Here is a 20,218-nt window from a genome sequence, read left to right on the forward strand (position 1 = left end):
AAAAAATCTCTCGGTTTATGTATTCGGTGCTGTCTGTGGCTATGGCTGTAGCCGGCGTCAGCGCGCTGGCGTGGACGCGAGCTTGGGCTCGGTGTCATTGCTCCAGCCGCCGCCCAGCGCCTGCATCAGCAACACGTGGGTGTCGAGCTGGCGGGCGTGCAGGTCCACGCCCAGGCGGCGCTGGGCCAGCAGGGGGCTTTCCGTGTTCAACACCACCAAATAGTTGCCTAGCCCCGCGCGAAAGCGCTGCAAGGCAAAGTCGTAGGCGGTTTCGGCCTTGGCGGCGGCCTGTGCCTGCAGCGCTTGCTGGCGGGTGAGCGACTGCACTGATCCGATGGCGTCGCCAGCCTCTTTGACAGCTGTCAGCACGGCGCCGTTGTATTGCGCAATGGCGGTATCGAGTTCGGCTTGGCGCGCACCCAGCTGGGCGCGCAGGCGGGTGCCGTCAAACAGCGGTAGGGTCAGCGCCGGAGCCACGCCCATCTGGCGTGAACCGGCACTGAACAGGTGGTTCAGCCCCAGTGCGTTCAGGCCGACAAAGGCGCTCAGGTTGATGTCTGGATAGAACGCGGTGCGCGCTACCGCCACGTCTTGTGCAGCGGCTTCGACGCGCCAGCGTGCAGCCACTACGTCAGCGCGGCGGCCCAGCAGGTCGGCGCCCAGCACTTCGGGCAGGGTGCCCAGCGCCAGTTGTTCCAGTCGGGGCGACAGCTCTGTCTGCGCATTCGGCGCTTGACCGCACAGTGCCGCCACTTGGCGACGCACCAGCATGATCTGCTCGTCTAGCGCCTCGATCTGTACGCGCACATCGGGCAGGGCGGCTTGGGCCTGGGTCAGTTCGACTTGGCTGTCCAATCCGGCCTGGGTGCGCTCCTGCGTGAGTTGGAGCAGGGCATTGCGCTGTGCCAGATTGCGTTCGGCCACGGTGCGCTGCGCCAGCAGGCGCGCCAGCGCCACGTAGCTGCGGCTGACCTGGGTGGCCAGTGCGCTGGCAGCGGCGGCACTATCTGCTTGCGCGGCGCGCGCTTGGCCCAGGGCGGCTTGCAGTTCGGCGCTGTGCCGGCCAAAAAAATCGGGCGACCAGCGCAGGCCGGCCTGCAGGTTGGCACTGTTCCAGGTATTGCCGGCAACGGGCGGCGGAAACAGGCCATTGGCGCTGTAGCGCTGGCGCGAGGCGTCGGCCTGCAGTGTGGCGTGTGGCTGGCTGGCGGTGCGGGTGGCATCGGCCAGTGCCAGTGCGCGTGCTAGGCGGGCCTGGGCCATGTCTAGACTGGGATTGCCTTGCAAGGCCTGCGCGATGAGTGTGTTGAGTTGGGGGTCGCCCAGCGCCGTCCACCACTGCGCGCCGAGGGGCTCCGATGTGGCCTGGACCAAGCCCAGCGCAGCCGCTGGGGTGGCCGCCAGGGGCGTATGGGTCGGGCCGGGCGAGGCGCAACCGGCTGCCAGTAGACAGGCAATGGTCAGCGCGCACAGTGCGGCGGGCCGGCGCAGCGCCAGGGCCCGGGTGCGAACGGAGGTCAGAGGCATAAAAAACCTGGAAGAAAAAGCGGGGAAAGTGAAAGAGCGGAAAGGCGGAAAGGCGAAAGGCAGGCGGCGCCAGATGTCAAGCGGCGTGTTTGCTGGACGACTGGCGCAGCGCATCGCCATTCGCCAACATGCGCTGCAAAAACTGCAGCATCTGCTGCCATTCGGCATAGCTGAAATCGCTCAGGTGGCCGTTGAGTACCTCGGCCAGCACCCCGGGTACTTGGGTGGCGACGGCGCGGCCGGCATCAGTCAATGCCAAGTGCACTACACGGCGGTCTGCGGTGGAGCGCTCGCGCCGCACCAAGCCCTTGGCTTCGAGCCGGTCGAGCGCACGTGTTATGGCGCCCGGATCAATCTCTAGTTCGCGCGATAGTGCTGCGACGGTGTCGCAGTCACTGCGCAGCAGTTTGTACAGCGGTAAATATTGCACATAGGTGACGTCATGCGGCGCCAGTTGGGCGTCGGCTTGCGACAGGATGGAACTGAGCACCTTGCGCATCAGGTAGCCTACGCTCTTGTCAGGCGTGTATTGGCCGGGCACATAAAACGCAGCTGCGACAGTTTTGGCGGCGGATGGACGATCTTGCATGGTCAGCAATTTAATTGCATAGACAATAGTTGTCGCAACATTCAATTTAAATCCTAGACTGCTGCAGGGTTTTTAATGGCCCCAGCGAACGGTCTGGTTGGCCGTCGCCCGAAGTGGCCTTATCGCGTGGCGCTGGCAAGGTCGGTGGCGGTGGCGCGGCGGCCTTTTTTACTGGCATACATGGCGGTATCGGCATAGCTGAGCAACTGGTGCGCATCGCTGCCATGCTGGGGATATATGGCCATGCCAATGCTCGGCGCCATGGTCACGACATGCTGCTGCAGCACAAATGGCATGGCAAAGGTCGCGCGTATTTTTTGCACCACGTTTTGCGCGTGACTGGACGACTGGCCGCCTTCCAGCAGGACGACAAACTCGTCGCCGCCCAAGCGCGCCACCGTGTCGGTACTGCGTACGCAGCCATTCAGACGCTGTGCAAACTGCTGCAGCAACAGGTCGCCCATGGCATGGCCCAGGGTGTCGTTGATCTTCTTGAAGTGGTCCAGGTCTACAAATAGCAACGACAACTGGCTCTGTTCTCGCTGTGCGCGGGCCAGTGCGCTGTGCGTGCGGTCGAGCAGCAGGGCGCGGTTGGGTAGTCCGGTGAGGTGGTCGTACTGCGCCATATACAACAGCCGTGCGTGCAGCTGTTGGTGCTCAATGGCGATCGCCACTTGGCCTGAGACAAACTCCAGCAACTCCTTGTCCTGCTCGCTATAGCGCACCTCTTTGCCGTCGCCTTGCAGTATCAGTACGCCGATGGCACCTTGCTGCGTCAACAGCGGTACACCCAGCCAGTGCCGATGCGACTCTGTTGGATGCATGGGCGCAGCCGGATCGGCGGATGAGGTGATCAGCAGGGCCTGGCGCTGGCCGATGACCTGGGCGCAGCGCGCGTCATCGACCAGTGCGCAGGACTGCAGCGCCGCAGGCTGCACGGTGTCAACGTGGTAGGGGTAGCTCAGTTTGTCTGTGGCGGCGTCGTACAACGCTACGGCAAAGTTGCGCGCGTCCAGCAGTTCGCCAATGGTCTGATGCACCTGTGCGAACAGGGCGTCCAGGTCGGCTGACGAGTGGGTAGCCCTGGCAATGGCATATACCGCGGTCTGTCGTGCTTCGGTGTGCTTGGCCTCTGTGATGTCGTGGGCCACGGCCAAGCGCACTTGTCGGTCTGCCAGCCAGCGCGCCGTCCAACGGATATGCACGGTGTGGCCTTGCTTGTGCACATAGCGGTTTTCGAAGTCCAGTTGCACCGCGCCGTCGCTCACGTTTTGTGCTGCACTGCGGGTGCGCTCCACGTCTTGCGGGTGCACTAGGTCGAGCATCCGATGACCCACCACTTCTTCGGCTGTATAGCCAAAAATGCGCTCGAAAGCGGCGCTGACAAAAATGATGCGGCTGTCTGCTGCAACGATGCAGACAGCATCCAGCAGCAGGTCAATGAGATTGAGCGAAGCAATGTGGTTGGGCATGGCTTGCATGGGCCTTTCAAATGGAGCCGATCCCATTGTGCCCAGCCTGTGCGTGCCGCGCTGGTACGGGGCTGGAGTACTCGCTAGCGCTGCGCCACGGGTGCCATTAAAAATATTGGGTACGGCCCAGGTGGGGAACACTGAACATGGGTATTCAAGGCTTGCGGGGCGTGCTGCTGCCGCGGTTGCCCATGGTGTCCATGGGTTGGGCGGTATCTACGGCGCCAAAGGCATTGCCGTTGCCTTTGTCCGCGTTGTCGCGCGTGTTGCTGGCGTCGCCAGTTGTGGCCTTGGCCCCTGGCACCATTCCAGTAATCCCCATGGCAGCACTGGGCGTGGTGGTGTTGGTTACCGTACCGCTGGTTTTGTGGCCTGCTACGCCAGCAGGGCGCGGTGCCTGCTGCTGGCCGGCTGTGCTGGGGGTATGGGTTTTGCTGGGATGGATGTCCTTGGCTTTGGCATGGGCGCGCTTGGCACTAGCCGATTCAGTGCGCACCAGCGTGCCAGTCTGGGTGTTTGATGAGGCTTTTTTCATCGCCTCTTGCGTGTCTTGCGGTGTGACACCCACGGTCGTGATAGCAGAGGAAGCTGCGGGCGTACTGCTTCGTGTGGTGTCTTGTGCCATGCCTGTGGTGGTCACAAGCGCCAGTGCGGCAGCGAGAGGCAGGATGCGTATGGAAGGGATATTCAACATGGTGTTGCGCTTTCTTCAGAAATGGCGAAGCCCAAGACTGCAGGGCCGCTTGGGTGGTCAGCCGGCGACGCCGATGCATCGCTATGTGACATGCCCTTGCTTCAAGCCTGCAGTGTCAGCGGGTACGTGCGCTGCACGCGCCAACCAAGAGCGCGTACGGGTGTAGGAAAGTGTCTCGCAAGTGAACTGCAATGGGTTGCCATGCCTGCTGATCACGGATACATAGCCGGGTCAAAACCAAAGAAAAAGGCCGCTGGTTCGGTCTCGGGTAGGACGTAAATCACCCCTGACTGTTGACCCCAATAAGGTGCGACGTAGCGGTCATAGAAAGCCGTCGGCACATTGACGCAGCCATACGAGATGCGGTTGTCGGAGGCCGTGGCAGTAGCCAGGCGCTGCAGTCGACGCTCGGCGCTATTACTAGAGCGCACCCGGTGCAACGACACGGCGGTGTCGTATTCGATCCAGACAATGTCCTGGTTTTGCAGGTTGCGACCTGGCTCAGAGACAAAACGCCCGGCCGGCGTAGTGCGTTCATGGGGGCGTATCTCAGACATCTTGCGTTCGCCGATACCGGGCACCGAATAGTCGCCTCGTGCCAGCCCCAGCAGTATCGGTGATGCTGCACGCAGTGCGCCCTGGGCATCAAACAGGTATAGCTGCGCCGCTTCTTTGTCGATCAGCGCAAACGGCATCCCTTGCTGATTACCGCTGCCGACCACCCAGGCGTGCACTTGCCGGGCCTGCGCTGACAGCACCGGCAGCGCGGAGACCATGGCGTCACTAGGCTGCCCGCCTACTGGCGGCGGCACAGTGCCGGCGCCCCCTAGCGCAGCTGTCATCAGGGCCAGGCCAGCACAGGCGCAGCGCACAGTGCTATACCCTATGCGCTTGGGCAGAGAGCCGGGTGGGTAGGTAGGCACAGGGACGGGTAATGCAACAGGCATGGGGCAGGCATTGGACGGGTAGGTGAAAAGTGACAAGACCCCGCCCACCATCATAAAAAAGCCATCTCGGGGAGATGGCTGTACCTTGGCGACAGGGACTTGGCTTGGTTGTGACAAGTCAGGTCACTGCAACGCTTTAGCTATAGATATGGCGGCCGCCGGCGTTCTTCCATTCATTCTCAAAGTAGGCTGCGTCTTCAGGGTTGCGGGTACGCAACCCCATCAGAATGCCACCTTGCTTGACGCCATCTTCGTAGTCCTTGACGCGCTCATCTGGCATGTTCCAGCCAATCAGCGCGCCAATCAGGCCACCGCTTGCAGCGCCCGCACCAGCGCCGGCAATAGCTGCAGCCAGCGGTCCGGCAATCACCAAGCCCAGGCCTGGCAGCGCCAGTGTGGTGCCTACGGCAGCCACCGCTGCAGCGATAGCGCCAATAGTGCCGCCAATCGCGCCGCCTACGCCTGCGCCTTCAGCTGCCTTGTTGCCCAGTTCGGTCTCGACGACTGTGCCATCGTGGGGGAAGTGGGTTTTACGGGTGTCATCCGACATCACCAGATCCACGTCGTCGCGGGTGTAGCCACGGGTATAGGCGGTCTGGTAAGCCGCTTCGGCGGTGGCGCGGTCAGGAAACAGGCCGGTGACCATGGTGCCGGAGGGAGTCGTTGTAGTGTTGGTGGTAACGGTATTGGTATTCATGAGGTGCTTTCAAGAAAAGGAAAAAGGGAAAGAAAAAAGAGACGGGGGATGCGTGGCAACGCGTCAGTTGCGGTCAGCGCGGGCACGGCGCGGCATGCTGCGTGTGGTGTTGCGCTTAACGTGGGTATCGTTATTCATGGTGGCGGCAGGCATGGCTGCGTTGTTCGCACGGGTTGTATCCACGGCACTGCGTGCCTTGTCGGGTGCCGATTCGTCGGTGCGCACCACCGTGCCGGTGTCGGCGCGTGGCACTGCCTTCTGCATGGCCTCCGAGGCATCCTGAGGGGTGACGCCTACTGTGCTGGGGTTGGTCGCTGGCGCGGGGGTTTGTGCCACGGCACCGGTAGCAGCCACCGACAGTACGGTGCTGGCCAACAAAGTTTTCAGAGGGACTGAGAAAAATGGATATTGCATAAAAGTTCCTCCTAGAGTGAAACAAAAAATGAACCGTTTGGACATTCCAGCCCATCTGGGGTGTCCATTGATTGGGCGACTTTGCTGGTTGCCTTGGATGCAAGTGTGCTGGCCTTGCCGAAGCTGGCGCGGCTCCAAAACGCTGACTTGTTTGTAGGAGAGAGCCCGATGCGCACCACGGTGTTTGGGCTACGCCTGCGACGCTGCATTTTTCTGTGGGGCGAGGGCTTTTTGTCTGCGGGGAATCGTGCGGTGCAGCATCTGCCTCAGTTACCATTCACCCCTTGTACTGCTGCACGCAAAAGCGCGCGGCGGCGGCTACCGGCCGACTCTGGCGCTGTGCCAGTGGTGCGGCTTTACAGGTGATTCGTGCGTCTCAATTCCATCAAACTCTCTGGCTTCAAGTCGTTTGCCGAGCCCACCAACTTTCTGCTCCCCGGCCAGCTGGTGGGTGTGGTCGGGCCTAACGGCTGCGGCAAATCCAACATCATGGATGCGGTGCGCTGGGTGCTGGGCGAGAGCAAGGCCAGCGAGCTGCGCGGCGAGTCGATGCAGGACGTGATCTTCAGCGGCACCACCACGCGCAAGCAGGCCAGCCGCGCCAGCGTTGAGCTGGTGTTTGAGAACCACGACCACCGTGCCGGCGGCCAATGGAATCAGTACATCGAAATCGCCGTCAAGCGGGTGCTGACGCGCGACGGCACCAGTAGCTACTACATCAACAACCAGCCGGTGCGCCGGCGCGACGTACAGGACGTGTTTTTAGGTACCGGATTGGGGCCGCGCGCCTACGCCATCATTGGTCAGGGCACTATTTCCCGCATCATCGAAAGCCGACCCGAAGAGTTGCGCCTGTTTCTCGAAGAAGCGGCCGGTGTCTCCAAATACAAAGAGCGTCGCCGCGAGACTGAAAACCGCTTGGGCGGCACGCGCGAGAACTTGACGCGGGTGGAAGACATTCTGCGTGAGTTGAACCTGAACTTGGAAAAGCTGGAGCTGCAGGCCGAGGTGGCGCAGCAGTACCACGCGCTGCAGGCCGAGGCCACGCTCAAACAGCACCAGCAATGGTTTTTGAAGCGTGCCGAGGCCGAGGCCGAGCAGGCGCGGGTACGAGCCGACGGTCTGCAGGCCGTCAACGACTTGGAGGCGCGCATGGCCGAGCTGCGGCACATCGAATCCGAGCTGGAAACCATCCGCCAGGCGCATTACGCCGCGGGCGACGAGGTCACCCAGGCGCAGGGAAAGCTGTACGAGGCCACGGCCGAAGTCGGGCGCCTCGAAGCCGAAATTCGCTACGTCATCGAGGGTCGCCAGCGTGTGCAGCAGCGCTTGGTGGCGCTGGCCGAGCAAATCACGCAGTGGTCAGAGCGCAAAGACGCAGCTGAATTTGAACTGGAGAACTTGGCGGGCGCGGGTGTTGATGCTGAGGAGCGCGCTGAATTGCTGGCTGCGCAGGTTGAAGAGCAGGCGCTGCAACTGCCCGATCTCGAAGAGGGTTTACGCCAAAGTCAGCACCACGCCAACGAACAGCGCAGCGCTGTGGTGCAGGTGCAGCAACAGATTGGCGTGCTGGCGGCTGAACAGCGCAGCATCGACGAACAAAGTCGCCAGCTCGATACGCGCTACGAGCGCCTGCGCGCTGACCGCAATGCGCTGGCCGCGCCGGACGAGGCGCGTCTGGCAAATCTGCGCAGCCAACTAGACGCCGCGCAAGCAGATACGCAAGTGACCGAAGCGTGTCTGGCCGATTTACAAGACGCCGTGCCGCAACTGGACGAGGATCGGCGCACGCGCCAGCAGACGGTGAACCATGAATCTGCACGCCAGGCCGATTTGTCGGCGCGCATGGAAGCGCTGAAGGCGCTGCAAGAAAAGCTCAAAACCGACGGCAAGCTGCAACCGTGGTTGGCCAAACACGGCTTGGACGGCCTGCAAGGGCTGTGGAGCCGTATCCATATTGAAAGTGGCTGGGAGCATGCACTGGAAGCCGCGCTGCGCGAACGTTTGGGTGCACTCGAAGTCGGCCGACTGGACAGCGTGCGCGGTTTTCTGGGGGCGAGCGGGGGCGATGCGCCGCCGGCTAAGCTGGCGTTTTTCAGCGCCCCGGTCGTCGGTGTAGCCACCCCAGCCCCTGGGCAGCGCAGCGGTTTGCCGCGTTTGGCCGACTGGCTGCGCTTGCAAGACGCGGGTTTGCGCGCCGTGCTGACGGACTGGTTGCAGGGCTGCTACACCGCGTTCACACTGGACGACGCCTTGACGTGGCGCAGCCAGTTGCAGGCCGGTGAAGCCATTTACATTCCCGGTGGCCATGTCGTCACGCCGCACAGCGTGGGCTTTTACGCACAGGACTCCGAACAGTCGGGTCTGCTGGCACGCGCGCAGGAGATTGACCATCTGACCAAGGAGTTGCGCGCCCAGGCGCTGATCAGCGAAGAAGCCCGTAGCGCGCTGGTGCGTGCCGAATCGACCTATGCCGACGCCGCCCAGCGCCTGACTGCCGTGCGCCGCGAGGCCAGCGAGGCGCAAAGCCGTACGCATGGGCTGCAGGTCGAGCACCTGCGCCTGTCGCAACTGGTCGAGCAGACGCGCGCGCGCAGCACGCAGCTTGGCGCCGATCTGGCCGAGGTGGAGGCCCAATTGGCCGATCTACAGGAACGCCGTGTGCTGGCCGAAGCGCGTTTTGAAGAATTGGACATGCAACTGGCCGATACGCAGGAGCGCCACGCCCAACTGGACGACCGCGTCATCGGGGCTGAACGCCAATTGAATGAGTGCCGCGAGCAGCAGCGCCGCTTGGAGCGCCAGGCGCAAGAGGCGACGTTTTCGCAGCGCAGCCTGGACGCACGCCGCGCCGAACTCGCGCGCACGTTGGCCACTGCCAGTGGCCAAGCCATTGCGCTGCTGGAGGAGAGCGTGCGCGCCCAGGGTGAATTGGAGCGCCTGTCTGACGCCGCTGCGCAGGGCGGTTTGCAGGAGGTGCTGGCGCAAAAAATGGAGCGTGAGCAGGCGCTGGCAGCGCAGCGCAGCGCTTACGATGGCCTCACGACCCAGCTGCGCACCAGCGACGAGCGGCGCGTGCAGATCGAGCGTGCGCTCGACCCGCTGCGCGCGCGCATCACCGAATTCCAGCTCAAGGAGCAGGCCGCGCGCCTGGGCGTGGAGCAATACACCACGCTGCTGCAAGACGCCCAGGCAGATCTGGAGGCTGTGGGCCAGTCGATAGCGGCAGGCAACGTGCGCGTGACGGGCTTGCAGGGTGAGATCGACCGCTTGCACCAAGCGATTGCTGCGCTGGGCGCTGTCAATCTGGCGGCGCTGGACGAACTGGCGGTGGCGCGCGAACGCAAGACCTTTCTGGACATGCAGACCGCTGACCTGACAGAAGCCATGACCACGCTGGAAGACGCCATCCGCAAGATTGACGCTGAAACGCGCGAGCTGCTCTCGGGCACCTTCGACGCAGTCAATGGCCATTTCGGGCGCATGTTCCCCGAGCTGTTTGGCGGTGGCAATGCGCGCCTGATCGTTACCGGCGATGAAATTCTCGACTCAGGCGTGCAGGTCATGGCCCAGCCGCCCGGCAAAAAAAACCAGACTATCCACCTGCTGTCGGGTGGCGAAAAAGCGCTGACCGCCATCGCACTGGTATTTGCCATTTTTCAACTCAATCCGGCGCCTTTTTGCCTGCTCGACGAGGTCGATGCCCCGTTGGACGATGCCAACACCGAACGCTATGCCAAACTGGTGTCCAGCATGAGTAAAGAAACCCAATTCCTGTTTATCAGCCACAACAAGATCGCCATGGAAATGGCTGAGCAGTTGATTGGCGTCACCATGCAAGAACAGGGCGTCTCGCGTATCGTGGCAGTGGACATGGAGTCTGCCCTGTCAATGGCTGACGCCGCCTGAACCCAACCTACCCACCATGAGCACTTTGCAAATCAGCCTGGCCATCATTGGCGTCGTTCTGTTGACCCTCATCGTTGTCTACAACGCCTGGACGGCACGCCGCAATGCGCCGAAAAAGGCCCGTCCACCCGATCTTGAACGCGACTCCGAACTGTCGCGCCAAGAGCCGGCATTTGACGCTGGCGGCGGGCCCCACAGCCAGGTCCCTATCCCGCATCCGCCCGACAGCATCCATTCAACTTTCGACTCGGTGCCGGGGCCCACCTCCCACGCCATTGACGATAGCGATGCCCACAACCTGCCCGCGCCCGTGCGCATGCATGAGCGCCGTTCTGGTCTGGACCCGCTGATCGATGTGATTGCGCCCATGCAGTCCGATCAACCGGTGTCGGGCGAGGCCGCACTGGCCGCGATGCCCACCACGCGCCGCGTGGGCAGCAAACCGTTTGGCATTGAAGGCTTCAACGAAGAGATGCAGCAGTGGGAGCGGCCCCTGACGGGCCAGCGCTATCGCTTGTTTCAAGCCGGTGTGCAGTTGGCCAACCGCACGGGCGCGTTGAATGAAATCGAGTACTCCGAGTTTGTGGTCAAGGCGCAGGCCTTTGCCGATTCGATCAACGCGGCGCCAGATTTTCCGGACATGCTGCACGAGGTGGCGCGGGCGCGCGAGCTGGACCAGTTTGCCAGCGAGCACGATGCGCAACTGGCGTTTGTGCTGCGCGCGCGCCGTGCGGCCTGGAGTGCCGGTTATTTGCAGCAAAATGCCGCCCGCATGGGTTTTGTGGCGGGCGTGCTGCCTGGGCGCATGGTGCTGCCGGCGAGTACGTCGGGTTTGCCGCCCCTGCTCAATCTGGTGTTTGATGGCCAGGCTGCCACGGCCGATGACATGGATCAGTCTGCCATCCGCGATCTGCTGATCAGTCTGGACGTGGCCCAGGTGAATCGCACCGAGAAGCCGTTTGCCCGCCTGCGCGAGATTGCCGTGGTGTTGTGTACCCATATGGACGGTGTGCTGTGCGACCAGAATGGCTCGCCGCTGCCGGCCATGGCCATGGAACCCATCGCCACGGATCTGGAACTGCTCTACGACAAGCTCGATAGCCGCGATCTGGCCGCCGGTTCGTCACTGGCACGGCGTCTGTTCAGCTGAGGCGGCGGTGCGCTGCCATGACTGATAATTTAGAGCTTTTTGGGGCTACAGAGCCCAGCAGGGCTGCGCTTGTAGCTATTAAAAAAGAAGTGCAGGCGCTGCGCACGCAGCTCAATGCCTGGGCGCACCAGTACTACGTGCAGGACGCGCCCACGGTGCCTGACGCTGAATACGACCGGCTCTACCAAGCCCTCGAAGTCTTGGAGTTTCAATATCCCGAACTGGTCACACCCGAGTCCATTACCCAGCGCGTCGGCGGTGCAGTGATGGAGGGTCTGGCGCCGGTGCGCCACGCCCTGCCCATGCTCAGCATCCGCACTGAAACCGACACCCAGGGTAGCGGCGCGCAAGCTTTTGATGCGCGCGTGCGCCGCGAATTGGGCCTGCAGGACAGCGACCCGTTGGTGGAATATGTGGCTGAGCCTAAATTTGACGGCTTGGCGATGAGCCTGCGCTACGAAAATGGCCAGCTGGTGCAGGCCGCCACGCGCGGCGATGGTGAAGTGGGCGAGAACGTCACGCACAACATCCGCACGCTGCGGCAAATTCCGCTCACGTTGCCGAGCGGCGTGCCGCCGCTGCTGGAAGTGCGCGGTGAGGTGTTCATGCGCCGCGCCGACTTTGATGCGCTCAACGAGCGCCAGCGCGCGCAGGGCGCCAAGATCTTCGTCAACCCGCGCAATGCTGCCGCCGGGGCGGTGCGCCAGTTGGATTCGGGTATCACCGCACAGCGGCCGTTGAGCTTTTTTGCCTATGGGTTGGGCGCAGTGACGCCAGCGGACGAGGGTGGCCCGGCGTTTGCCACGCACTACGTCCTGCTGCAAACGCTGAAATCATGGGGTTTTCCGGTCGCAGCCCAGGTGCAGATTGCGCAAGGCGCTTCTGAATTGATAGCTTATCACCAGCACATCGGCGCCGCACGCGACCAGCTGCCTTACGACATTGACGGCGTGGTCTACAAGGTCAACGCGCTGGAGGTACAGCGCCGACTGGGCTTTGTAGCGCGCGAGCCGCGCTGGGCGGTGGCGCACAAATACCCGGCGCAAGAGATGGTGACACGCATCGAAGGCATTGATATACAAGTCGGGCGCACCGGCAAGCTGACTCCGGTAGCGCGCCTGGCGCCGGTGTTTGTCGGCGGCGTCACGGTGACCAATGCCACGCTGCACAACCTGTTTGAAATCCGCAAAAAAAAGGTGCGCGTCGGCGATCAGGTGATCGTGCGCCGCGCGGGCGATGTGATTCCGGAAGTGGTCGGCTTGGTGCCGGGTGCGCCTGCGCGCCCGGTGTATGTGCCCAATTTTCAGATGCCTAAGCAGTGCCCGGTGTGCGCCAGCACCGTGGTGCGCGAAAAGGGCGAGGCCAATCACCGCTGCACGGGCGGGCTGTTCTGCCCGGCCCAGCGCAAAGAGGCCCTCCTGCACTTTGCCGCGCGCCGCGCCATGGACATTGAAGGGCTGGGCGACAAGCTGGTGGATCAACTGGTCGAGCAGCACGTCATCGGCACGCTGCCCGACTTGTACCGTCTCGGGTTGGTGTCCCTGCTGGCGCTGGAGCGCATGGCTGACAAATCAGCGCAGAACCTGCTGGCTGCGTTGCAGCAGTCGAAACAGACCACTCTGCCGCGCTTTCTGTTTGGCCTGGGTATTCGCCACGTGGGCGAGGCCACGGCGAAAGACCTGGCACGCCACTTTGGCAGCCTGGACGCCATCATGGACGCGCCCGAGGAGCAATTGCTGCAGGTGAACGATGTTGGCCCGGTGGTGGCACACAGCTTGCGTACGTTTTTTGACCAGCCGCACAACCGCGAGGTGGTCGAACAGCTGCGTGCCTGTGGCGTGGCCTGGGAAGAAGGGGCACCGGCCGAGCGCGCCGCTCAGCCACTGGCGGGCATGACCGTGGTGATTACCGGCACGCTGCCCACGCTCAGCCGCGAGCAGGCCAAAGAACGGCTCGAAGCCGCCGGCGCCAAGGTGGCCGGCTCGGTGAGCAAAAAAACCAGCTATGTGGTAGCGGGTGAGGAAGCCGGCAGCAAGCTGGCTACAGCGCTGAAGTTGGGCGTCCCCGTGCTGGATGAGGCGGGCATGTGGGCGCTATTGGCCCCGCCTTGATGCGTGCGCTGGAGCGGGCCTTTTCCTGACGCTGGCCTGCGCGCGTTAGGCCGCCCGCCGGGGTGCTGGCGTGGCAAGGTCAAGGCCCGGCTCTGGCAGTGGGGGGGCTGTAGTATCGCTGGATCGGCGCAGTAGGGCCATAATTTTTTCGACATCCAGGCACTGCACCAGCACTTGCCCCTGATTGGCTTTAATCAGGCGGTCGATGAGTTGGCCGTTGTAGCCCGTCAGGGCCGGGGCCTGCATGATCCGATGGCTGGCGAAAGTGGTCACCCCGTGCAGTTCATTGACCAGCAGACCGATGCGCCGGTCATCGTGTTCCAGCACGATGACTTGGCTGTGCGGTGTCGCCTGCGAGGGCGTGCCGCGCAGCAGGTGGCCCAGATCAAATACCCAGATATAGCCCGTGATGTTGCCCTGGGCCTTGCGCGCCACGGCCCCTACGCAGTAGGGCAGCCGACCCACCGAGACTGTGGCGATGGCGCTGGCGGGTAAGGCCTCCAAAATGCCTTGCGTGTCCAGAGCAAAGAGCCCGGCATCGACAAAAAATGTGGCCATTTCCTGGTTGCCTGGTGCTGTCACATCGGACACCAGCGTGGTGCGCCGGCGTTGGGCGGCATCGGTGGCGCCGCTTTGCACAGCACCAAACGATTCAAAAGACAGCGCCAGTACGTCATGGCGGTAGCCATCGCTGACCTTGAATTCACGGTAGCCATTGGAGGCTGAACAACCCACGATGCAGTAGTGGCCGTCATGCACCATGGCGCGTGCCAAGCTGGCCCCATTGGGCAGTGCCTGCATGTCGCTGGGTAGAGCGAGAAACTGGCCCACTGGTCTTGTTGGGTCGGTGCTGGCAAGGACTTCTCCGCGGCGATCGACAAACACTGTGACTGTGTTGGGTTTGCCTGCTGTGGCGCTGTGCAGCATGGCGGCAAACTCCCCGCTGGCATTGAAAACAATGCCGATGCCCCCGACCACGGCGTTGTCATCGCCGGGCGTGCGAATAGCAGCGTGGTAGACGCAGGTGTGCTTGCCATCGTCCAGGGGCGAGGGTCCCCAGGGGGTGACGTGGTAGGACTGTGTGCTGGGCAAGGCGAGCACGGCAGCCAGCGTGTCTGACGCCAGCGACGTGCCCAGCACGCTGCTGCCATCTTGGCAGGTGGGACGGCTGGCGGCCACGATGTGGCCCTGGCGGTCGTACACCACCAGACGGGTGTACACCGTGTAGAGGCTATTGATGTGCTCCAGAAGTTGGCAAGCCCCGGTGGTATCTGGCGTGCGATTGGCCAGTAGGGCGCGCAGCGCGGGAGTCTGGGCCCACCAGCGGCAGTCGTTAGCACGCTCGTACAGGTTGCGGTCGAGCAGATCCACCAGCAATTGGGTCAGAAACTCGCTGTCACGCATGCTCGAGCTCAATACCGTGTCGTACAAATCACGGATGGATTGGCTGAACATCTCGTTGGTGCGTGCACCTGTCTCACCAATCTGCTCCAGGATGGCCTTGAGCTTTTGCACTCCGCCTGATTGGCCGGCGGTCATGACCTGGCCATTCCAGACTACGCGGCGGATCGTGTCTGCAGCGCTGACGATTTCGTACAAAGGCGGGCAGAAAGTGTGTGCGTGCGCCAGCAGGCCCTGGGCGATGGCAGGTTCTAATCGGTCGATGGCCCGGCTGGGCTGGGCCACAAATGCCAGCTCTACCGGCACCATGACTTGGCCGCGCCAGCCAAGCGGGCCCGGGTAGCCCTGATAACCCTGCGCCGCCACGGTTTGCGTCAAATAGGTGCGTCCGCCGTGCAGCAGCACAGGCGATGCCCTATTTTGGTGCACTGGCACCTGGGCACCGACGGGCACCCAGAGCGGGTCAGCGCTGGCGATGACCCGGTTGTCAGCGTCCAGCAGCAGGGCGATATTGCGTGCGTTTTCGTTTTGCCGCGAGTGAAAGATGCCTTGCATCTCTTCCTGAAACGAGAAACTCAGGCACAGCACACCTACAGGCTCGCCAGTACGCGGGTGCAGCATGCGTTGTGAATAAATCAAGGCATGGGGCTTGCCCGGCCGCAGATCGGTGGCGCGGAAAGTCTCTACATAACTGTGGCTTTGCAGCGTTTGCGCCAGCAGGGGGTCGCGGCTGCCCTCTACGGGCGAGTCTTCGTCTATCTGCGCCAGCACGTTGCCGTGTAAATCCATCAGCATGATGTCGTCATAGACGGTGTATTTGCTGCGGTACTCGCGCAAGCGCGCCAACACTGGGCCCAGGTCGTTATCGACGCAGGCCACAAAGCGGCACAACTGCCGATCGGTGGCCAGAAATCCTACGTCGGCAGTGCGTTCGTAAAGATTACGCACCATGATGTCGATGACATGGCGGGCGTGGGTGCTGATTTCTGACAGCACTTTGCCCAGTGATTCCTGCACCAAAGAAGTGACCAGATCACCTTCCAGTCTTTGAAAACCTTCGCGTGTAGCCGCCACCATCGGCAAGATGCTGTGGGCTTCTTGTGGGCAATTCATCTTGGCCGAAGCTTCAATCAGGCGCCACATCAGATTCAGCTCCCGCAGCGAACTCTCGCAACGTGTGACATTGCGCATGAACGGCATGAACATGTCGGTGTGGTCGATGGTATTGGATGGCATGGATAGCTTTCTTGGTAGGTGTCGCAGGTTGGTACCCACGCCAGGAACTGACCAAATATATAAAGCAAGAGACGGGCCAGGTGTCGGAATACCCATGGCCGCAGCCACCGTTATGGTTTCTTTCAGAGAAATAAACAGCATTTTGCATTGGGGGAAAAGCGCCAGCGCGGCACAAAAACAATGCAAGGCCCTGCCTTTTGTAGGACTGGTGCCAAAAAAAGTTTTTTGATCGGTCTATGTGATGTGTGTCTGACAACTCGTGGCTAAGATAGGACGTCTCTTGGCAGGCCAAGACCCTGGCCGCAGGGAAAGGCCCTCGTTTTTATCGTGTTGAAAGACTTGTATGACAAAGAATTTTGCTGACGCCATCCCCACCACTCAAAGCGAATTGGAAAAACTGGTTGCGGATCTGCGCGGCCTGATCTCCAGCCGTGATCTGGACAGCCTTCCTGAAATTAAGGTATTGCGCCAACGTCTGGACGATGGCATGCACAGCGTGCGCGATGCCGCTGTGAATGCTGCCCAGGACGCCGCCCGTCAGGCCCGTGAAGCTGCCCGTGTGGCTGACCGCTATGCGCATGATGAGCCGTGGCGCGTTGCCAGTGCAGCCCTGGCGGTGGGGGCCTTGGTGGGCTTTTTGCTTGCACGTCGCTGATCGCCGGATGATGGTGTCACGGCAGGCGCTGTCCCTGTCACTACCCAGAAAGGAGCACACATGAACTGGATTTCTTTGCTGGGGCTGGAAGCCTTTGTCGCACGCTGGCACGCTGCCGGAATCGAGAGTGCTCTGGCCGCTGAAGACCGTCTGGAGTTGGCGCATCTGGAGTGGCAGGCGCAAAAACAACGTTTGCGCCAAGTGCTGGTGCTGGCTTTGCTGGTGGCTGCACTCACGGTGGTGGCCCTGATAGTGCTGTCGCTGGCGCTGATTGTGCAGTTTTGGGACACGCCACAGCGCATTTTGGTGGCATGGTTGTTGGCCGGGGGCTGGTTGGTAGTCTGGGCTGGCATGTTGATGACCTTGCTCTCGACGGCGCGCCAGGCGGGCAATGCCTTTGGGCTGACACGGCGTGAATTGAAGCAGGACTGGCTGGATATCAAGGAGCATTTGTGATGACACACCCTTCCGCGCCTTCTACTTCTTCGGTTCCTTCAGCTGCCGCACCGGCGCTGCCTACGCCAACCGCAGATCAGCAGGTGGTGCTGGACCGTATCGCCGCGCAGCGCGAGCGTTTGCGCGACCGGCGTGCCCGGCGTGCACAGCAGCAAGTCATGCAGCGGGCTGAGCCGGGACTGCCGCCCGACGCCTCGGTGGCGCTGCGTGCGGTTGTATTTGCCAAACAGTACCCGTTGGCGGTGGCCGCAGTGGCAGGCGTAGCAGTTGTCGCTGGCCCCAAACGGCTGATGCGCTGGGCCGGCTTGGTGTTGCCGCTGCTGCTGCGTTTGCGCACGCAGCGTTGATTTTTTCTGTGCCGCGTTGGTAGCGCAGTCCCCAAAAAAAAGAGCGACCCGTCATGTCTGACGGGTCGCTCTTTTTACTTTTTTTGCTTATGCCATGGCTTTGATAGCCCGCGCAGCACGGCTGGGTAGTCCCGGGCCTTCATAAATCAAGCCGGTATAGATTTGCACTACATCGGCACCGGCGCGGATTTTGCTGATGGCATCCTGCTCACTCAGAATGCCGCCCACGCCAATGATCGGAAAGCGGCTACCCAGGGCCGAGCGCAATTGGCGAATCACCTGGTTGCTGGTTTCCAGCACTGGTGCGCCACTCAGGCCGCCGGTTTCTTCGGCATGGCGCTGGCCTTGCACCGCGTCGCGGCGGATGGTGGTATTCGTGGCGATCACGCCGTCCATGCCGTGGCGTTGCAGCGTGGCGGCAATCACGCCCACCTGCGTTTCATCCAAATCAGGGGCAATCTTGACAAAAATCGGCACCCGGCGGGCGCTGCTATAGCCTTTGCTATCGGTTTGCGTGTATTGCTGCTGTAGCACTTCGCGCCGCTCGGCAATCGCGCCCAGCAAGCTGTCCAAGGCCGCATCGCTTTGCAGTGCGCGCAGGTTTTGCGTGTTGGGCGAACTGATGTTGATGGTGACGTAGTCGGCGTGCGGATAGACGCCGTCGAGGCAGGTCAAGTAGTCGCTGGTGGCGTCTTCGATGGGGGTGCTGGCGTTCTTGCCAATGTTCAGGCCCAGCAGCATCGGGTGGTGGCCCTTGCTTTGCGTGCGAAATTTGGCCTGCTGCACATGGCGTACAAAGGCGTCCAGGCCGTCGTTGTTAAAGCCCAAGCGGTTGATCAGGGCTCGGCTCTCAGGCAGACGGAACATGCGCGGCTTGGGGTTGCCGGGCTGGGGCTTGGGTGTGACGGTGCCCACTTCAACAAAACCAAAACCCATGGCGCCCAGCGCGTCGATGCAACGGGCGTTTTTGTCCAGTCCCGCGGCCATGCCGACGCGGTTGGGGAAAATCAGACCTGCCAGCTCGATCGGATCGTCAATGGTTTCGTGGCACCAGGCCCATTGCAGTGGCGAGCCTTGGCCGCGTGCCAGCATATCCATAGTGAAGTCGTGGGCGGCCTCGGCGTCCATGCCAAACAAAAACCGGCGGGTGAGAGCGTAGGGAATCAGTGACATGGGGATAATTCAGAATTCATCCCCTGATTCTCCCCCATGACAACACCTACTCCCCTGACACAAGACGAACTCAAGACACTGGTCGGCCAAGCGGCGCTGCAATACATCACGCCGGGCGACATCATCGGCGTGGGTACCGGCTCGACAGTCAACAAGTTCATCGACGCGCTGGCCAGCATCAAAGACCAGATTCGTGCTGCCGTCTCCAGCTCGGTCGCCAGCACCGAGCGCCTGCAAGCCATCGGCATCCCCGTGCTGGATGCGAATGAAGTCGAGAGCCTGGCGGTCTATGTGGACGGCGCCGATGAAATCGATGGCCACGGCCACATGATCAAAGGCGGCGGCGCTGCCTTGACACGCGAAAAAATTGTCGCGTCGCTGGCGCAGCGCTTTATCTGCATTGCCGACGAATCCAAGCGTGTGGAGGTGTTGGGCCAATTTCCGTTGCCAGTCGAAGTCATTCCGATGGCGGCGAAACAGATAGCACGCCGCTTTGCTGCTCTGGGAGGTCAAGCCGTGCTGCGCTGCAAGAGCGGCCAGCCTTTAGTCACCGATAACGGCCAGCATATTTTGGACGTCACTGGCCTGGCGATTGCCGATCCGCTGACATTTGAATCAGAAGTGAACCAGTGGCCGGGCGTGGTGACGGTCGGTGTGTTTGCACACCAAAAAGCCTCAGTCTGCCTGCTGGGTACGACACAAGGCGTGCAGACGCTGGTGTATTGAGCCTCAGCAGCTGCTCAATCTGTTCAAACTCTAGAAACGAATTCCCGCCGGGTTGCTGGGGCCAGGGCCGGTGGGTGTGGTGGGCGCAGGGCGCAGCGCATCGCGTGGCGGGGTTTGCGCCGCAGCGGCTGCTGGCACAACAGGTTTGACGGCTACCAATGGCATAGCCGCCGGTTGACGGTAGTTGCTCGGCAGCTCTGATTTTTTCGGGTAGCCGGCGGCGTCCAGGTACTGTGTCCACTCGCTGTCTGAAAAACCGGTCAGGTGCTGACCGCCAATGGTGCCAAAGGGCAGGCTGGAGCCGCCGCCCAGGCGTCCCAGCTCCACGATGTCTTCGTTGCTGCTGACACTGCGCTCGGTGAACGGCACGCCGCGCCCGACCAGCAGGTTGCGGGCACTGGTGCAGGGCGCGCAGTCAGCTGCGGTGTAGAGCGTGACGGGAAAGCGCGACGCCACTTGGCGCAAGGTGTAAGGCAGGGCGCTGCTACCGTCCGCGCTTGCGGGCGTGTCGGCGGCTCTGGTGGGCTTGGCGTCTTCGTTCGGCGCGCGGTCAGAAAATGTTACTTTGCCATCGGGGCCGACGATGCGGTAGACCGGCTGGGCCTGGACCAAGCTGGAGCAGGCCAGGGCGCACAGGGCCGCAGCCAGAGTCAGCGTGGTGTGGGCTGGCAAGTGCATGGTGTCATTTTCAAAAAATTGAGCGTGCGCTGGTGC

General features: G+C 62.1%; 18 protein-coding genes. 8 read left to right on the forward strand and 10 right to left on the reverse strand.

The window, feature by feature from the left end:
• Positions 1-57: 57 nt before the first annotated feature.
• From Q390_RS0104905 to Q390_RS0104935, 7 genes are all read right to left on the reverse strand, one after another.
• Positions 58-1,527 carry an efflux transporter outer membrane subunit gene (locus Q390_RS0104905; protein WP_027995061.1) on the reverse strand — a complete coding sequence of 490 codons (1,470 nt, stop codon included), beginning with the start codon at positions 1,525-1,527 and terminating at the stop codon, positions 58-60.
• Between the two features lie 76 nt (positions 1,528-1,603).
• Entirely contained in the window at positions 1,604-2,116 is a 513-nt protein-coding gene (locus tag Q390_RS17575) for a MarR family winged helix-turn-helix transcriptional regulator (RefSeq protein ID WP_051603057.1), read from the reverse strand.
• 119 nt (positions 2,117-2,235) lie between these two features.
• Positions 2,236-3,597, reverse strand: coding sequence for a sensor domain-containing protein (locus Q390_RS0104915; RefSeq protein WP_027995062.1), 1,362 nt, complete (start codon positions 3,595-3,597; stop codon positions 2,236-2,238).
• Positions 3,598-3,742: 145 nt separating this feature from the next.
• A complete protein-coding gene (locus Q390_RS0104920) occupies positions 3,743-4,282 on the reverse strand; it encodes a hypothetical protein (RefSeq protein WP_027995063.1) in 540 nt (179 codons plus the stop codon).
• 212 nt (positions 4,283-4,494) lie between these two features.
• Positions 4,495-5,058 carry a hypothetical protein gene (locus tag Q390_RS17580; RefSeq protein ID WP_051603038.1) on the reverse strand — a complete coding sequence of 188 codons (564 nt, stop codon included), beginning with the start codon at positions 5,056-5,058 and terminating at the stop codon, positions 4,495-4,497.
• 307 nt (positions 5,059-5,365) lie between these two features.
• Positions 5,366-5,926 (reverse strand): hypothetical protein, encoded by a 561-nt coding sequence (locus tag Q390_RS0104930; protein ID WP_027995064.1) that lies wholly within the window; start codon positions 5,924-5,926, stop codon positions 5,366-5,368.
• Positions 5,927-5,989: 63 nt separating this feature from the next.
• Positions 5,990-6,340 (reverse strand): hypothetical protein, encoded by a 351-nt coding sequence (locus Q390_RS0104935; protein WP_027995065.1) that lies wholly within the window; start codon positions 6,338-6,340, stop codon positions 5,990-5,992.
• Between the two features lie 369 nt (positions 6,341-6,709).
• Between Q390_RS0104935 and smc the strand changes: the two genes are divergently transcribed.
• From smc to ligA, 3 genes are read left to right on the forward strand one after another with little or no spacing between them, the layout of a single operon-like run.
• Positions 6,710-10,249 carry a chromosome segregation protein SMC gene (smc, locus tag Q390_RS0104940; RefSeq protein WP_027995066.1) on the forward strand — a complete coding sequence of 1,180 codons (3,540 nt, stop codon included), beginning with the start codon at positions 6,710-6,712 and terminating at the stop codon, positions 10,247-10,249.
• A 16-nt stretch (positions 10,250-10,265) separates the two neighbouring features.
• Positions 10,266-11,399: a cell division protein FtsZ gene (locus Q390_RS0104945; protein ID WP_027995067.1), complete on the forward strand. Its 1,134-nt coding sequence runs from the start codon at positions 10,266-10,268 to the stop codon at positions 11,397-11,399.
• Between the two features lie 17 nt (positions 11,400-11,416).
• Positions 11,417-13,510 carry an NAD-dependent DNA ligase LigA gene (ligA, locus tag Q390_RS0104950; protein WP_027995068.1) on the forward strand — a complete coding sequence of 698 codons (2,094 nt, stop codon included), beginning with the start codon at positions 11,417-11,419 and terminating at the stop codon, positions 13,508-13,510.
• A 45-nt stretch (positions 13,511-13,555) separates the two neighbouring features.
• On the opposite strand, the gene Q390_RS17585 is transcribed toward ligA, so the two are convergent.
• Positions 13,556-16,147, reverse strand: a complete 2,592-nt coding sequence (locus Q390_RS17585) for a chemotaxis protein CheW (protein WP_084153782.1) — start codon at positions 16,145-16,147, stop codon at positions 13,556-13,558.
• Positions 16,148-16,241: 94 nt separating this feature from the next.
• Here Q390_RS17585 and Q390_RS20490 point away from each other — a divergent pair, with 94 nt between their 5' ends.
• The 4 genes from Q390_RS20490 (at position 16,242) to Q390_RS0104970 (ending at position 17,605) form a co-directional block, all read left to right on the forward strand.
• Positions 16,242-16,376, forward strand: a complete 135-nt coding sequence (locus Q390_RS20490; protein ID WP_281174773.1) for a hypothetical protein — start codon at positions 16,242-16,244, stop codon at positions 16,374-16,376.
• Positions 16,377-16,490: 114 nt separating this feature from the next.
• Complete coding sequence (locus Q390_RS0104960) at positions 16,491-16,802, forward strand: ElaB/YgaM/YqjD family protein (protein WP_027995069.1); 312 nt, start codon at positions 16,491-16,493, stop codon at positions 16,800-16,802.
• Between the two features lie 60 nt (positions 16,803-16,862).
• Complete coding sequence (locus Q390_RS0104965; protein WP_027995070.1) at positions 16,863-17,258, forward strand: phage holin family protein; 396 nt, start codon at positions 16,863-16,865, stop codon at positions 17,256-17,258.
• On the forward strand, positions 17,258-17,605 hold the full coding sequence (locus Q390_RS0104970) for a hypothetical protein (protein ID WP_051603039.1): 348 nt from the start codon (positions 17,258-17,260) through the stop codon (positions 17,603-17,605). Before Q390_RS0104965 ends, Q390_RS0104970 begins: the two co-directional genes overlap by 1 nt.
• Positions 17,606-17,692: 87 nt before the next feature.
• Here Q390_RS0104970 and Q390_RS0104975 read toward each other — a convergent pair whose 3' ends face one another.
• Positions 17,693-18,778, reverse strand: a complete 1,086-nt coding sequence (locus Q390_RS0104975; protein WP_027995072.1) for a quinone-dependent dihydroorotate dehydrogenase — start codon at positions 18,776-18,778, stop codon at positions 17,693-17,695.
• A gap of 36 nt (positions 18,779-18,814) precedes the next feature.
• On the opposite strand from Q390_RS0104975, the gene rpiA reads away from it, so the two are divergent.
• Positions 18,815-19,504: a ribose-5-phosphate isomerase RpiA gene (gene rpiA, locus Q390_RS0104980; RefSeq protein ID WP_027995073.1), complete on the forward strand. Its 690-nt coding sequence runs from the start codon at positions 18,815-18,817 to the stop codon at positions 19,502-19,504.
• Between the two features lie 30 nt (positions 19,505-19,534).
• On the opposite strand, the gene Q390_RS0104985 is transcribed toward rpiA, so the two are convergent.
• A complete protein-coding gene (locus Q390_RS0104985; RefSeq protein ID WP_037472181.1) occupies positions 19,535-20,182 on the reverse strand; it encodes a glutaredoxin family protein in 648 nt (215 codons plus the stop codon).
• Positions 20,183-20,218 lie beyond the last annotated feature (36 nt).

The sequence above is a fragment of the Simplicispira psychrophila DSM 11588 genome (genome assembly GCF_000688255.1).
In the GTDB taxonomy this organism is placed as follows: Bacteria; Pseudomonadota; Gammaproteobacteria; order Burkholderiales; family Burkholderiaceae_C; genus Simplicispira; species Simplicispira psychrophila.

Coding starts and splice junctions, on each gene's coding strand:
- Q390_RS0104905 (WP_027995061.1), bottom strand. CDS start 1,527: ATGCCTCTGACCTCCGTTCGCACCCGGGCCCTGGCGCTGCGCCGGCCC.
- Q390_RS17575 (WP_051603057.1), bottom strand. CDS start 2,116: ATGCAAGATCGTCCATCCGCCGCCAAAACTGTCGCAGCTGCGTTTTAT.
- Q390_RS0104915 (WP_027995062.1), bottom strand. CDS start 3,597: ATGCAAGCCATGCCCAACCACATTGCTTCGCTCAATCTCATTGACCTG.
- Q390_RS0104920 (WP_027995063.1), bottom strand. CDS start 4,282: ATGTTGAATATCCCTTCCATACGCATCCTGCCTCTCGCTGCCGCACTG.
- Q390_RS17580 (WP_051603038.1), bottom strand. CDS start 5,058: ATGGTCTCCGCGCTGCCGGTGCTGTCAGCGCAGGCCCGGCAAGTGCAC.
- Q390_RS0104930 (WP_027995064.1), bottom strand. CDS start 5,926: ATGAATACCAATACCGTTACCACCAACACTACAACGACTCCCTCCGGC.
- Q390_RS0104935 (WP_027995065.1), bottom strand. CDS start 6,340: ATGCAATATCCATTTTTCTCAGTCCCTCTGAAAACTTTGTTGGCCAGC.
- Q390_RS0104945 (WP_027995067.1), top strand. CDS start 10,266: ATGAGCACTTTGCAAATCAGCCTGGCCATCATTGGCGTCGTTCTGTTG.
- ligA (WP_027995068.1), top strand. CDS start 11,417: ATGACTGATAATTTAGAGCTTTTTGGGGCTACAGAGCCCAGCAGGGCT.
- Q390_RS17585 (WP_084153782.1), bottom strand. CDS start 16,147: ATGCCATCCAATACCATCGACCACACCGACATGTTCATGCCGTTCATG.
- Q390_RS20490 (WP_281174773.1), top strand. CDS start 16,242: ATGGCCGCAGCCACCGTTATGGTTTCTTTCAGAGAAATAAACAGCATT.
- Q390_RS0104960 (WP_027995069.1), top strand. CDS start 16,491: ATGACAAAGAATTTTGCTGACGCCATCCCCACCACTCAAAGCGAATTG.
- Q390_RS0104965 (WP_027995070.1), top strand. CDS start 16,863: ATGAACTGGATTTCTTTGCTGGGGCTGGAAGCCTTTGTCGCACGCTGG.
- Q390_RS0104970 (WP_051603039.1), top strand. CDS start 17,258: ATGACACACCCTTCCGCGCCTTCTACTTCTTCGGTTCCTTCAGCTGCC.
- Q390_RS0104975 (WP_027995072.1), bottom strand. CDS start 18,778: ATGTCACTGATTCCCTACGCTCTCACCCGCCGGTTTTTGTTTGGCATG.
- rpiA (WP_027995073.1), top strand. CDS start 18,815: ATGACAACACCTACTCCCCTGACACAAGACGAACTCAAGACACTGGTC.
- Q390_RS0104985 (WP_037472181.1), bottom strand. CDS start 20,182: ATGCACTTGCCAGCCCACACCACGCTGACTCTGGCTGCGGCCCTGTGC.